Annotated in this window: 13 protein-coding genes; 6 read left to right on the top strand and 7 right to left on the bottom strand. The window is 68.6% G+C overall.

Features of this window, described 5'->3' with window-relative positions; translation table 11 throughout:
- Positions 1-7: 7 nt before the first annotated feature.
- The 3 genes from D0D37_RS25640 to D0D37_RS25630 form a co-directional block, all read right to left on the bottom strand.
- A complete protein-coding gene (locus D0D37_RS25640) occupies positions 8-685 on the bottom strand; it encodes an L-ribulose-5-phosphate 4-epimerase (RefSeq protein ID WP_116203130.1) in 678 nt (225 codons plus the stop codon).
- Positions 685-2,355, bottom strand: a complete 1,671-nt coding sequence (araB, locus tag D0D37_RS25635) for a ribulokinase (protein WP_116203129.1) — start codon at positions 2,353-2,355, stop codon at positions 685-687. The genes D0D37_RS25640 and araB overlap by 1 nt, the downstream gene beginning before the upstream one ends.
- Before the next feature lie 108 nt (positions 2,356-2,463).
- Complete coding sequence (locus tag D0D37_RS25630; protein ID WP_116203128.1) at positions 2,464-3,480, bottom strand: LacI family DNA-binding transcriptional regulator; 1,017 nt, start codon at positions 3,478-3,480, stop codon at positions 2,464-2,466.
- 364 nt (positions 3,481-3,844) lie between these two features.
- Between D0D37_RS25630 and D0D37_RS25625 the strand changes: the two genes are divergently transcribed.
- Complete coding sequence (locus D0D37_RS25625; protein ID WP_116203127.1) at positions 3,845-4,345, top strand: hypothetical protein; 501 nt, start codon at positions 3,845-3,847, stop codon at positions 4,343-4,345.
- Here D0D37_RS25625 and D0D37_RS46835 read toward each other — a convergent pair.
- On the bottom strand, positions 4,252-4,773 hold the full coding sequence (locus tag D0D37_RS46835) for a hypothetical protein (RefSeq protein WP_162834469.1): 522 nt from the start codon (positions 4,771-4,773) through the stop codon (positions 4,252-4,254). The genes D0D37_RS25625 and D0D37_RS46835 overlap by 94 nt on opposite strands.
- A gap of 167 nt (positions 4,774-4,940) precedes the next feature.
- Here D0D37_RS46835 and D0D37_RS25620 point away from each other — a divergent pair, with 167 nt between their 5' ends.
- Positions 4,941-5,225, top strand: a complete 285-nt coding sequence (locus tag D0D37_RS25620) for a hypothetical protein (protein ID WP_116203125.1) — start codon at positions 4,941-4,943, stop codon at positions 5,223-5,225.
- A 293-nt stretch (positions 5,226-5,518) separates the two neighbouring features.
- On the opposite strand, the gene D0D37_RS25615 is transcribed toward D0D37_RS25620, so the two are convergent.
- A complete protein-coding gene (locus D0D37_RS25615; RefSeq protein WP_208720148.1) occupies positions 5,519-6,478 on the bottom strand; it encodes a LysR family transcriptional regulator in 960 nt (319 codons plus the stop codon).
- A gap of 354 nt (positions 6,479-6,832) precedes the next feature.
- Here D0D37_RS25615 and D0D37_RS25610 point away from each other — a divergent pair, with 354 nt between their 5' ends.
- Both D0D37_RS25610 and D0D37_RS25605 read left to right on the top strand, forming a co-directional pair.
- Positions 6,833-8,053, top strand: coding sequence for an FAD-dependent monooxygenase (locus D0D37_RS25610; RefSeq protein WP_116203122.1), 1,221 nt, complete (start codon positions 6,833-6,835; stop codon positions 8,051-8,053).
- Positions 8,050-8,670 carry an NADPH-dependent F420 reductase gene (locus tag D0D37_RS25605; RefSeq protein ID WP_116203120.1) on the top strand — a complete coding sequence of 207 codons (621 nt, stop codon included), beginning with the start codon at positions 8,050-8,052 and terminating at the stop codon, positions 8,668-8,670. The genes D0D37_RS25610 and D0D37_RS25605 overlap by 4 nt, the downstream gene beginning before the upstream one ends.
- 299 nt (positions 8,671-8,969) lie before the next feature.
- On the opposite strand, the gene D0D37_RS25600 is transcribed toward D0D37_RS25605, so the two are convergent.
- A complete protein-coding gene (locus tag D0D37_RS25600) occupies positions 8,970-9,410 on the bottom strand; it encodes a VOC family protein (RefSeq protein WP_116203118.1) in 441 nt (146 codons plus the stop codon).
- Between the two features lie 84 nt (positions 9,411-9,494).
- On the opposite strand from D0D37_RS25600, the gene D0D37_RS25595 reads away from it, so the two are divergent.
- Together D0D37_RS25595 and D0D37_RS25590 are read left to right on the top strand one after the other, a co-directional pair.
- Positions 9,495-10,013, top strand: a complete 519-nt coding sequence (locus tag D0D37_RS25595) for a MarR family winged helix-turn-helix transcriptional regulator (RefSeq protein WP_116203116.1) — start codon at positions 9,495-9,497, stop codon at positions 10,011-10,013.
- Positions 10,014-10,129: 116 nt separating this feature from the next.
- Positions 10,130-10,726 carry a VOC family protein gene (locus D0D37_RS25590; RefSeq protein ID WP_116203114.1) on the top strand — a complete coding sequence of 199 codons (597 nt, stop codon included), beginning with the start codon at positions 10,130-10,132 and terminating at the stop codon, positions 10,724-10,726.
- A 48-nt stretch (positions 10,727-10,774) separates the two neighbouring features.
- Here D0D37_RS25590 and D0D37_RS25585 read toward each other — a convergent pair whose 3' ends face one another.
- Positions 10,775-12,178 carry an aldehyde dehydrogenase family protein gene (locus D0D37_RS25585; RefSeq protein ID WP_244223675.1) on the bottom strand — a complete coding sequence of 468 codons (1,404 nt, stop codon included), beginning with the start codon at positions 12,176-12,178 and terminating at the stop codon, positions 10,775-10,777.
- Positions 12,179-12,278: the final 100 nt, after the last annotated feature.

The following is a 12,278-nucleotide window of genomic DNA, read 5'->3' as shown; positions in this document are numbered from 1 at the left end:
ACGGGTTTCAACGCTGCCCGTAGACGTTCTGGTAGCGCGCGTGCAGCCGGTCGACGTCGGTTCCGGACAGCGGCGCGGGAGTGCCGAGCTGGTGTGCGATGTGGACAGTGCGGGCCACGTCCTCGACCATCACCGCGGCCTTGACCGCGTCGCGGGCGGTGGCGCCGACGGTGAACGGCCCGTGGTTGCGCATCAGGACGGCGGGGGAGCGGGTCGCACTGAGAGTTTCCACGATGCCGCGGCCGATCGAGTCGTCGCCGATCAAGGCGAACGGACCGACCGGGATCTCGCCGCCGAACTCGTCGGCGATCATCGTGAGCACGCACGGAATCGCCTCGCCGCGCGCGGCCCACGCGGTGGCGTAGGTCGAATGCGTGTGCACGACGCCGCCGATCTCCGGCAGGTGCCGGTAAACGTAGGCGTGCGCGGCGGTGTCGGACGAGGGCGCGAGTTCGCCGTGCACGAGGTTGCCGTGCAGATCGGTGACGACCATGGTGTCGGCGGTCAGGTCGTCGTAGGAGACGCCGGACGGCTTGATCACCATGAGGTCTTCGCCGGGGACGCGTGCCGAGATGTTGCCTGCGGTCCAGACGACCAGTTCGTTGCGGGTGAGTTCGTTGTGCAGCTGCGCGACGGATTCCCTGAGTTCGGCGATGGTTCCGCGCGCCTCGGTGGTCAGGGTCATCAGTTCTGTCCTTTCGCGACAGTGGCGAGTTCACGGCGACGCGTGGCGAGACGGTGCATGACGTCGTTGCCGCCGCGGCCGAAGTAGTCGTGCAGTGCGGTGTATTCCGCGTACAGCTCTTCGTAAGCGGCCACGTTCGCCAGCACCGGCTGGTACGCCATCCGCTGCACCGAACCCATCGCCGCCGCGGCAACGCGTACGTCGGGGTAGGCGCCGGCGGCGACCGCGGCGTGGATTGCCGAGCCGAGCGCGGGTCCTTGCGCCGAGCCGATCACCGAGAGCGGGAGGCCGGTGACGTCGGCGTAGATCTGCATCAGCAACGAATTCTTCGTCAGCCCGCCCGCGATCATCAGCTCGGTGACCGGAACTCCGGCGGCCTCGAACGTCTCGATGATCTTCCGGGTGCCGAACGCGGTGGCCTCCAGCAGCGCCCGGTAGACGTGCTCGGGCCGGGTGCGCAAGGTCTGGCCGACGAGCACGCCGGACAGCTCGTGGTCGACCAGCACCGACCGGTTGCCGCTGTGCCAGTCGAGCGCGACGAGGCCGTGCTCGCCGACCTCCTGTTGAGCGGCGAGCCGGGTCAGGAATTCGTGGAGCCCTTCCGTTCGCGCAGCGTCCGAATAGGACGCCGGGACGCAGTGGTCGACGAACCAGCCGAAGATGTCGCCCACCCCGCTCTGGCCCGCTTCATAGCCCCAGAGCCCGGGGACGATGCCGCCGTCGTCGACTCCGCACATGCCCGGGACTTCGCGAAGGTCGGCGCCGTTCATCACGTGGCAGGTCGAGGTGCCCATGATCGCGACCATCTGGCCCGGCTCGACCGCCTGCGCGGCCGGAGCGGTGACGTGTGCGTCGACGTTGCCGACCGCGACCGCGATCCCGGCGGGCAGCCCGGTCCAGGCCGCGGCCTCCGCGCTGAGCTTCCCGGCGAGCGAGCCCAGCTGTCCGATCGGATGGTCGAGTTTGTCGTCCACAAAGGACTCGAACCCGGGGTTGAGGCTCTTGAGGAAACCGCGGTCCGGGTAGCGGCTGTCCTGGTAGATCCCCTTGTACCCGGCTGTGCAGGCATTGCGGACGTAGGTCCCGGTCAGCTGCCAGACGATCCAGTCCGCCGCCTCGACCCAATGCCGCATGGCCCGGTAGACCTCGGGGGCTTCCTCGAACATCTGCAGTGCCTTGGCGAACTCCCATTCGGACGAGATCAGGCCCCCGTACCGCGGCAGCCACGACTCGGCACGCTCGCGGGCGACGGCGTTGATGCGATCGGCCTGCGGTTGCGCGGCGTGGTGCCGCCAGAGCTTCACGTACGCGTGCGGGTTGCCGGTGAACTCGGGCAGTTCGGACAGCGGAGTGCCGTCGTCGGTGGTCGGGACCATCGTGCAGGCGGTGAAATCCGTGCCGATCCCGATCACGTCCTGCGGGTCGACGCCCGCTTCGGCCAGCGCGGCGGGCACGGCGGTGCGCAGCACGTCGACGTAGTCCGAGGGAACCTGCAGCGCCCAGCCCGGCGGCAACTCTTCCGCCGTGGCCGGAAGCCGGTCGTCGACGACCCCGTGCCGGTAGCTGGTCACGGCGGTGCCCAACTCGGCGCCGTCGCGCACCCGGACCACCACCGCGCGCCCGGACAGCGTGCCGAAGTCGATGCCGACGACGAGGGAATCTGCTGGCACTGGAGGGATTTCCTTCCGGGTTCCGCGCCGTGCGACGGGGTGTCGCTGGCGCTGTTAGCGCTAACATTTCGATGGTGCGGTGCTTGGGTGCGGCCTTGGGGGTGCTGCTTACCGAGGCCCGGTGCTGTCCCGGACGATCAGATCGGGTGCGACGAGGTGGCGGACGCCGGGATCGCCGCCGTCCATGCGCTCGACGAGCAACCGGAACGTCCGCCGTCCGACCTCGATGAAATCCTGTCGGACGGTGGTGAGCGGCGGGCTGAAGTAGGCCGCCTCCGGAACGTCGTCGAAACCGGCCACTCGCACCTGGCCCGGCACCGCGATGCCCGCTTCGGCGAACGCGCGCAGCACCCCCAGCGCCATCTGGTCGTTCGCGACGAACACCGCGTCCGCCTGCCCTTCAGCGACCAGTCGGCGGCCCGCGTCGTAGCCGGAACGAGGGCTCCAGTCCCCGCGCAGCGAGGGCGGCACCCGCGCGCCGCGCCGTTCGAGCGCTTCGCGCCAGCCGCGTTCCCGCTCCAGCGATTCCAGCCAGTCCTCCGGCCCGGCGACGTGCCACACCGTCTCGTGCCCGAGCGACAGCAGGTGCTCGGTCACCCGGCGGGCCCCGTCGTACTGGTCGACCGAGAGCACCGGCACCGGAGCTGATTCGCCGCCGCCGACCGCGACCATCGGAATGTCGTCGGGCACCTGTCGCAACGCTTCGCCGGCCGCGACGTGCGGCGCGATCACCACGATCCCGCCGACCGCCTGCCGCCGCAGATTGTCGACCGCCTCCGCGAACGACGACCGGCGCGGACGGCTGACACTGGAGATCGTGACGCCGTACCCCTCCTCGCGCGCGGCGTGCTCGATCCCGTACAGCGTGCTCGCCGGACCGTACAAATTGGACTCCAGCGCCACCACGCCGAGAATGCTCGACCTCCCGGTCGCCAACGTCCTGGCCGCCGAGTTGGGCCGATACCCCAACTGGTCCACCGCGGCCAGCACCCGGGCCCGCGTCTCCGCGCGGACGGGCCCGGTGTCGTTCACGACGCGGGAGACCGTCATGTGCGAAACGCCTGCCATCGCCGCCACTTCGGCCAGCCCGGGCTGGCGTTTGGCTGAAGACCCGTCGGCGGGCATCCCCGCACCTCCTCGTTGGGCTCGCGGGCTTGAGCATGGCAATGTTAGCGATAACAGGCTGGAGGTCAAGCCCCGATCGCCCGACGGGTCCCAGAGTGCGGGTGCTTGCGGAGCAGCGGTGGGTGCGGCTGTCGTCGGGCGCTCCCGAGGTGCCGCGCCATCGCGGGGTAAGGTCCGCGGAGATATTCCCTCCGGCGAAAGCGGGCATTATCCCATTGGTCCGAACGAATATGGATACCCGTTGATCCTGGCGGCTAAACCAGAATTGTGCGCGAGTACGAAGAATTTGTTCAACCCCGTAATTTGCGGACAAAAATTCGCGTTCCGTTGTGCGCCGCCGCCCGCGCTGTGCCAACTTCGTCGCATGACTGATATGCCTGCTTACCCTTCCTCGTCCGCCGACCGGCCCGCGGAGTCCGCCGGAGTCCCGGATCGGCCCGGAACGATCACCGGTGCTTTCTGGGCATTCGTCGCCGCGACACTGGTCGGCGTCGTCGGCGGGGTGTTGCTGTTCTTCTCCAGAGATTCGCTGGTCGACGCGATGCGCAGCGCGAACGGGCAGAACGGCACCCGTCTCACCGACGCGCAGATCGACCAGGCGGCGACGTTCGGCATCGCGATCGGCGCGGTGATCGCCCTCGTGGTCGCGTTGCTGCATCTGCTGTTCGCGTTCAAACTGCGCGCGGGCCGCAACTGGGCCCGGATCGTGCTGACGGTGCTGACCGCACTGCAGGTCGTCTCCCTGCTGTTCGGGCAGGGCACGATCCTCGGCTACATCAGCGCGGTGTGCGGCGTCGTCGGTGTCGTGCTGTCGTTCCTGCCCGAGTCGAGCCGATACATCGCCGCGGCGAAAACCATTCGCTGAACGCCTTTTCTCCGCGGCGCGGCCGGCCGGATGCCACCGCGCGGCGCGACCTCGTGCGCCGTGCGGTGGCAGGCGTGCCGCTGGCGATGACCGGAACGCCGGTTAGCGTGCGGATCGCCTCGACGATCTCCTCGGAGGGTCGCGTCTGCGTTACTGGTCGCCTCGGTGACTTCCGGCTGCCACATGAGAAAGACGGCAGCGCACGGGATCGCGCCTATGCCGAGTGCAAGCAGGAAGAGCACCGAGTACGTTCCGGAGGCAATCATCATCAGCGGTATGGTGATCGGCGAGATGAGCGACGGTGCCCACAGCACAGTCAGAAAGACCCGGGCGCCTCGGTATCCAGCACGCATCGAGTACGCCGCGAACACGACGAGGATGCCGTAAAGCACTGGCACTGTGGGCACCCCGATCACCATCGAGAGCACGAACGCTCGTTTCAGGCTCGCAGGCGGCACGAGTACGGCGACCGAGGGCGGAGGCGCGGGACGGGCCGGACGCGATCCATTCCGTCGCGACCTTGTAAACCGAGCCGAGCACGCCGTGCCACATTTGCTCCAGCAGATCGGGAAACGGTTCCAGCTCACGGAAGATGATGCGCAGCGCCGCACGGTCCGAATGCGACGCGCTGCTGGCGAATGCGGCCTCGACCGCTCCGGCCGACCAGCAACGCCGGAACGCTTTCCGGCAGCGGATCGTCGATGACAATGCCAAGCTCGCCGCGGTGTGCGCCGAGTACACCCATTGCCAGTACGGCGGAGGTGCCGGTTTCGCCGCTCGGTTCGACCCGGGCGATGTGTCCACTGTGGATTACTTCCACCCGAGCACCAAGGGCCAAGGGCTGGTCGCTGACGTGGCTTCGAAAGTGCTGGGTTACTGACGACTGGAAGCGGGGCCGTTCGCCGAGAGCGGCACCGCTTCCGCATGTCCGGGGTGCGCAATCGCAGCCGGGCGATACTCCCGTTTTGGGTACCTTCCCGCAGGTGGATTGTGCCTGGAGGGAGCGGTCGAGGTCATCCGCGCGGGGTGCGCCGCGATTGCTCTGCACGCTCCGCGTGCGACTGGGCTCGCCCGGCCGCAGCGAGTCCGGCCGGAGGGAAGCCCAGTGCGGTCAGGGGGGCGGCAAACGCGGCGACCCCGGCGGCGAACGGAAGGCGGGACACCGAGGAATTCCTAACGCTCCGGTACGGACGCGGCCGTGTCCTCGGGTGCGGTCCGAGCCGGGATCGCGTCGGCGAGCCCGTGCTCGCCGAGCCGCTCCGCCGCGAAGTCGAGAAGGGCGGAGGCGCGCGGAGTGAGCTTCATGTCCGCCGGCCAGATCCCCACTACGTGGGAAACCGTGACAGGGGGGTCGAGAGGCCGGATGACGACAGGTCGCCCCTCGATGCTCATGGGGAGCGCATGAGGCCGGGACATCAGCAGCCCGTACCCGAGTCCGCGGCCCACCAGTGCCTCGACGAGGCCGATCTGGGAGACCCTGGCTGCGATCTTGGGCTCCAGACCGCGCGCGGTGAACGCGTCCGCCACATTGCGGACGCCCGGGGTCGCGTCGTACTGGATGTAGGGCTCGTCGGCGAGATCCGCCAGGTCCACTGTTTCGGCCGCCGCGAGCGGATGCCCGGGAGACAGGTGCGCCTCGAGTTCTGTCGCATAGATCCTGCGGCGGCGGCATCCGGTCGGCAGTGACACGTCGTACACGAGGGCCACATCGAGACGCCCTGCCTCGAGAGCGGAGAGCAGCTCTTCGTTGGTGCCCACCGTGATCCCGATGCTCACGCCGGGATGCCTCTTGGGGAAGCCCTCGAGAAGCTCCGGCACCACGTTCGCGGCGAAGCTCGAGTAGCAGCCGAGCCGCACCGGACCCCTCAGTTCCTGTTCACGCCCGGCGCTCAGAACGAGTTCGTGCGTGTCGGCCACGATCTGACGAGCCCGTCTGGCGAAATCCTGACCGGTCGGAGTGAGGGTGAGCCCTCTGGCCTTGCGCCGCACGCACAGCTGCTCGCCCACGGCGCTCTCCAGGCTCGACACGGCCTGGGACAGCGCGGACTCCGAGATGTGCAGGTGCGCCGCGGCCGCGCTGAGCGTGGGGAAGTTCGGCAGTGCCGCGAACAGCTCGAGTTGCCGCAGGCTCACCTCGGAGATGGCTGACCCTTCCCGCTTCTTCAGTTCAATCGAATTACATCCTCACATTACCACGATTTACACGCAGACGAAGGCCTCGCATTATAAGAGGAACAGCTTCCCGATCCCTCCGAACGGAGGGCTGGCAAGGACTTTGGGGGACAACGGTGTGCTCCTCTGTTGCCGCAGGCAACTCCGTCTCACCACGGCGAATCGCCTTCGCGACGATCATCGGTGCCGATCCTGCTGCTCCTCCTCCGTGTCGTGCGCACCGGCCGCCAGAACCGCCTCGCCGCAGGCTCCGGTGAGAGCCGCGTGTGTCGCGCAAGTCAGTCAAGGAGAAGCGAAGTCAGGCAAGGAGAAGCAGTGGCAAGTGAGGACACGCGAATCGCGATCGTCGGCGGAGGGATGGGCGGGCTGACGGCCGCGATCGCGCTGCGGAAGATCGCCGGAGTCCAGGCCACCGTGTTCGAGCAGGCAGGCAAGCTCGGCGAAGTGGGCGCGGGGGTCACGGTCGCGCCGAACGCCTCGCGCGTTCTCGAGAGACTCGGCGTGCTCGATCGGATCAGGCGGGTCGGAGCGGTCCCGGACGGGCACGGCGTCTACCAGAACGCCATGGGCGCTCTGGTGACCGACGCGGCATGGGAGGACTCGGCCAAGCAGTACCAGAACATCGGAATGTACCGTCCGGACCTGATCGACGCCTTGGCGCAGGAGGTCGATCCGGCGACGATCCGTCTCGGCCACCGGCTGGTTTCGGTGGAGACACTGGGTTCCGGCGTTCGCGTCGAGTTCGAGAACGGCGCGGACGACGTGTTCGATGCCGTGATCGGAGCGGACGGCATCCATTCGGTGGTGCGGGGAGCCGTCGGCCAGTTTCCCGAGCCGGTCTACTCCGGGTACATCGTCTATCGCGGAGTGGTCGACGCGTCCCGCCTGCCCGGCGACTGGCGCATGATCAGCCAGGTGTGGATGGGCAACCGGAGGCACTTCATGTGCTATCCGCTGCAGCAGCGGAAGCTGTTCAACTTCGTCGCCGGCATCCCGAGCGACCGGCCGCTCGACGGGGCCTGGTCCGGCCCGGCGGCGGTCGGCGAACTCGCCGCCGAGTTCGCGGGCGCGGACTGGGACCCGAAACTCCAGGAGTTCATCGGGCGCATCGAGCACACATTTTGGTGGGGCCTCTTCGACCACGAACCGCTCGCCAACTGGTCCCGAGGGCCGATCACCCTGCTCGGCGACGCGGCGCACACGATGTTGCCGCACCAAGGGCAAGGGGTGAACCAGGCGATCGAGGACAGCATGGCGCTCGCCACGTTCCTCGCAGCGGCCGACAGCGTCGCCGACATTCCCGAGGCGTTCAGGCGCTACGCCTCAGTCCGCATGCAACGCACGGCGATCCTGCAGAACGGCTCTCGCCGGGCCGGTGCCATGTTCGACGCACAGTACGAATTCGCGGACCTCGAGAAGCGCGACGCCGATCTCCGGGTCGGGCGCGACTTCCGGCGAAGCGCGGTATTCGACTACGACGCGCAGAAGGTGGCCGAACAGGCGCTCAACCGATTTCAGGGGGTTCCGGTCGCATGACCTCGATCAGCATCATCGGCAGCGGCAAAATGGGCGGCGCGATCGCGGAAGTCGCGACCCGGGCCGGCGCCGGCGTCCAGATCATCAAACGCAGTGCGGAGAGCATGTCCGCGGCCCGTCCTGGTCCCGACTACGGCGTCATGGGCGACAAGCTCACCGGAGACCTGGTCGTGCTCGCCGTTCCCTACGGGGCGTACCCGGGCATCGTCGAGCGCTATCGGGGCCAGTTCCGCGAAAAGATCGTCGTCGACATCAGCAACCCCATCGATTTCTCCACCTACGACCGGTTGGTCTCGCCCCCCGATTCGTCCACCGCGGCCGAACTCGCGAAGCTGCTGCCGGCGGGCACGGCCGTCGTCAAGGCGTTCAACGTCAATCTCGGAGACACGCTCGTCAGCGGCACGAACGGCACGACGCGCACGACCGTCCTGTTCGCCGGCGACTACGCGGACGCGAAGATGGCCGTCGCGGCGTTCATCGAGGCGGCGGGAATGCGTGCGGTCGACGTCGGCCCCCTCACCCGCGCGAGGGAACTCGAGGCGATGGGATTCCTCCAGATCGTGTTGGCGGCGCTCGGCAAGACGCGTTACGAGTCGGGCTTCGCGCTGCTGGAGTGAGTGCCTCCGCGTGCTCCGGCAGGGGTGTTCTCCGGACGGACGCTGAGTGCGGCACGAAGATCGCCGAATCGCTGTCTTGAACGGGGTTCGGCCGACCTGGCGGGGTCAGTGCCGGCAGGCGGCCGCCCCGTGGCAGGAGACCGTCGCCCGCCGCGTGTCGTGCGGCAGAGGGAGTCGGTGACGGGGTAGTTGGCCAAGGAGGAGCGGACGAGCGCGTCGCGGCATGCCCCGCACGCCTCGAACCGCGATCCGCGAGTTCGGTTCGAGGCGTGTTCGGGTCCGGTAAATCCGCCGCGCGCTCAGCCGAGTTCCTGAGCGAGCCCGACGACGATGTTCTCCGGCCCCCGGACGTAGCACAGCAGGTAGACGTTCTCGTACTGCACCACCTCGTCGACCAGCTCCGCTCCGTGGGCGCGCAGGCGGGCGAGGGTGTCATCGAGGTCGTCGACCGCGAACATCATCCGGCGGATCCCCAGGGTGTTCGCCGGCGCGTTCCACGGCTCCGGGGCGCGGGCCTTCGGCTGGTGGAACTTCGCCAGCTCGATCCGGCCGGGACCGTCCGGGACTCGCAGCATGGCGACGTCCTGCTTGACGTCTTTCAGGCCGATCACCCGTTCCGCGCCGCTCCAGTCGAGCGGGCCCTTGCCCTCCAGTTCCAAGCCCAGTTCCACGAAGAACGCGATGACCGCGTCGAGGTCCTCGACGACGATGAGGACGTTGTCCATCCGCTTGACTGCCATGCGGTCACCGTAGCGTCGCGCGCGGCTCTCCGGAAAATCTTAGTGATGCTATTCTTAGGGCAAAGCTATTCACGGGGGTGCCGGATGCCGAAGCGGACCGAACCGGACGAGGTCGACGAGATGCTCGCGCAGTGGCGCGCGGAGACGCCGGACGTCGACACGTCGCCGCTGGCGGTGTTCGGGCGGTTGCATCGTTCGTTCGACCGGTATCAGCGGCAGTTGACGCGCGTGTTCGCCCGGCACGGGATCACGGTCGCGGACTTCGGGATCCTCGCCGCGCTCCGCCGGGGCGGCGCGCCTTACCGGCGCACGGCGGGGGATCTCGCCGACACCAACCTGCTCACCACCGGCGGCATCACGCAGCGGGTCGACAAGCTGGTGCAGGCCGGGCTCGTCCGCCGCGAACGCGACGAGGACGACCGGCGCGTCGTGTTCATCGGCCTCACCGAGGAAGGGCTCGCGGCCACGGACAAGGTGGTGCACGAGCATTTCCCCAACGAAAACCGGATGCTGGCCGGGCTGACCGCGGCGGAACGGGCGCAGCTGGCGAAATTGCTGGGGCGGTTGGAGCGGTCGCTGGACCAGGCTGAGTTCGGCGACTGAACCCGGGTGCGCTGACCTCGCTCGCCGCGACCGTGCCGGGAGCGGGGGCTGCTCCGCTGTTCGCATGAGCAAATAGCTCCGTGTCGTTTCGGCGGATCCGGGCTTAGGTTCGGGCGATGGCGAACGAATTGACCATTCCGCTCCTGCCTTGTCCGTCCATCGACGAGATCGCGTCGTTCTACGAGATGCTCGGCTTCGAGATCGCCTATCGGCAGACGCGGCCGAACCCGCACGTCGCGGTGCGGCGGGAAGACCTCAATCTGCACTTCTTCGGGATGGACGGCTACGACCCGGCGCAGTCATACAGCACGTGCCTGGTCATCGTGGCGGACACCGGCGAGCTGTTCGAGGCCTTCGCGGCAGGGATGCGTTCCGTGCACGGAAAACTGCTCGTCTCCGGCATCCCGCGGATGACCCGGCCGCGGCTGCGCAATGACCGCTACACCGGGTTCACCGTCGTCGATCCAGGCGGCAACTGGATCCGGATCAACAAAGCCGCCAAGGAACCCGAGGCGACGACCAAGCTCGCGAAAGCCATGGAGAACGCCGCGAGGCAGGCGGACGCGCACGGCGACGAACGCCAGGGGCTGAAGATCCTGGAAGGCGCGTTGAAGCGCGCGACCGGCGACGAACCGGAGTTTCCGGCGGCGCGGGAGTACCGCGACGAGCTGGTCGAACGGATCAAGGGCGCGGAACCGCGCCCGGGCGGTTGAGCGCGGGGGTCGCGGGTCGTCCGGAACGGAGGTGACGCCGCTGCCGGATCAGCCTCGCGCCCAAGGAATCGGCTCTTCCGCCAGGCTCAGGTACAGGCTCTTCTGCCGCTGGTAACTGCGGATCGCGGTGCGGCCCTTGTCCGTGCCGAGGCCGCTTTCCTTGGTGCCGCTGAACGGGGTCGAGATGCTGAACTGCTTGTACGTGTTGATCCACACCGTTCCCGCCTCGACGCGGCGCGCCAGGCGGAGCGCGCGGCGGTAGTCGGCGGTCCAGATGCCGCACGCCAGACCGTAAACGGTCGAATTGGCTTGGGCGACAAGGTCTTCCTCGTCGTCGTAGGGCAGCAGGACGCCGACCGGGCCGAAGATTTCCTCCTGGCACGTCTTCGCGTCCGGGGCGAGGCCGTCCAGCAGGGTGGGCTCGTAGTAAGCGCCGCGCGACAAGCGTTCGTCAGAAGGGATTTGGCCGCCGCAGCGGACGACCGCGCCTTCTTCGCGGGCGCGGTCGACCATCGCGGCCACCTTGTCGCGGTGCGCGAAGGTCGCCATCGGTCCGACTTGGGTAGCCGGATCGACTCCGGGGCCGAGTCGCAGGGCCGAAGCGGCGGCGATCAGGCGGGAGGCCCATTCGTCGTACTGCTTGCGCGGCAGGAAGATCCGCGAACCGGCGATGCAGCTCTGTCCGGTCGACGAGAAGATTCCATACAGGATTCCGGCGACAGTCTCCTCGACGTCGGCATCCTCGCAGACGATCGTCGGGGACTTGCCGCCCAGTTCCATGGTGACCGGGATGATCCGGTCCGCGGCGATGCGGCCCAGCACGCGTCCGGTGGTGGTGCCGCCGGTGAAGGCGAGCTTGCCGACCAGCGGGTGGCGGGAAATGGCGTCGCCGACGACCGAGCCGGGGCCGGGCAGGACGGACAGCAGCGCGGGCGGCACGCCGGCGTCGTGGACGAGGCGGGCCAGCGCCAGCGAAACCAGGGGAGTGGCCTCGGCCGGTTTGAGCAGGACGGCGTTCCCGGCGGCCAGCGCGGGAGCGATTTTCTGGGCGTCGCTGGCGATCGGCGAGTTCCACGGCGTGATCGCGCCGACGACGCCGATCGGTTCGTGCACGCTCATCGTCAGGTGAGCGCCGCGGCTCGGCGGGAGTTCGCCTTCGAGGGTTTCGAGCGCGGCCGCGTAGTAGCGGAACGTGCCGCTTGCGCTCGCGACCAGCGCGCGCGTTTCGCCGAGCGACTTGCCGGTGTTGCGGGTTTGCAGCAGGGCGAGCTGCTCGGCGTGGGCCTCGATCGCGTCGGCGACGCGGGTGAGCAGGCGGGCGCGCTGGTGCGGCAGCAGGTCTCGCCATGCCGGATCCGCGGCGGCTTCGGCGCCGGCGCGGGCAGCGGCGTCGACCTGGGCGGAGTCGGCGGCGTGGATCGAGGCGACCGCCGAACCGTCGGCGGGATCCACGCACGCGGACGCGGGACCGCCGCCGCGCTGCCAGTCGCCGCCGACCGGGATTTCGTCGGGCGGGACGGGGACTGGCTCCTAGGCAAATCTCCGAGCCCAC

This window comes from Amycolatopsis circi, assembly GCF_003385235.1.
GTDB classification, from domain to species: domain Bacteria; phylum Actinomycetota; class Actinomycetes; order Mycobacteriales; family Pseudonocardiaceae; genus Amycolatopsis; species Amycolatopsis circi.
Note: the sequence above shows the minus strand (reverse complement) of the source record. Positions and strands in the feature narration are given on the sequence as shown.

Bases quoted from the DNA above. Each gene is read 5' to 3' on its own strand.
- D0D37_RS25640 (WP_116203130.1), bottom strand. From the start codon at position 685: ATGACCCTGACCACCGAGGCGCGCGGAACCATCGCCGAACTCAGGGAA.
- D0D37_RS25630 (WP_116203128.1), bottom strand. From the start codon at position 3,480: ATGCCCGCCGACGGGTCTTCAGCCAAACGCCAGCCCGGGCTGGCCGAA.
- D0D37_RS25625 (WP_116203127.1), top strand. From the start codon at position 3,845: ATGACTGATATGCCTGCTTACCCTTCCTCGTCCGCCGACCGGCCCGCG.
- D0D37_RS25620 (WP_116203125.1), top strand. From the start codon at position 4,941: ATGCGCAGCGCCGCACGGTCCGAATGCGACGCGCTGCTGGCGAATGCG.
- D0D37_RS25605 (WP_116203120.1), top strand. From the start codon at position 8,050: ATGACCTCGATCAGCATCATCGGCAGCGGCAAAATGGGCGGCGCGATC.
- D0D37_RS25600 (WP_116203118.1), bottom strand. From the start codon at position 9,410: ATGGCAGTCAAGCGGATGGACAACGTCCTCATCGTCGTCGAGGACCTC.
- D0D37_RS25595 (WP_116203116.1), top strand. From the start codon at position 9,495: ATGCCGAAGCGGACCGAACCGGACGAGGTCGACGAGATGCTCGCGCAG.
- D0D37_RS25590 (WP_116203114.1), top strand. From the start codon at position 10,130: ATGGCGAACGAATTGACCATTCCGCTCCTGCCTTGTCCGTCCATCGAC.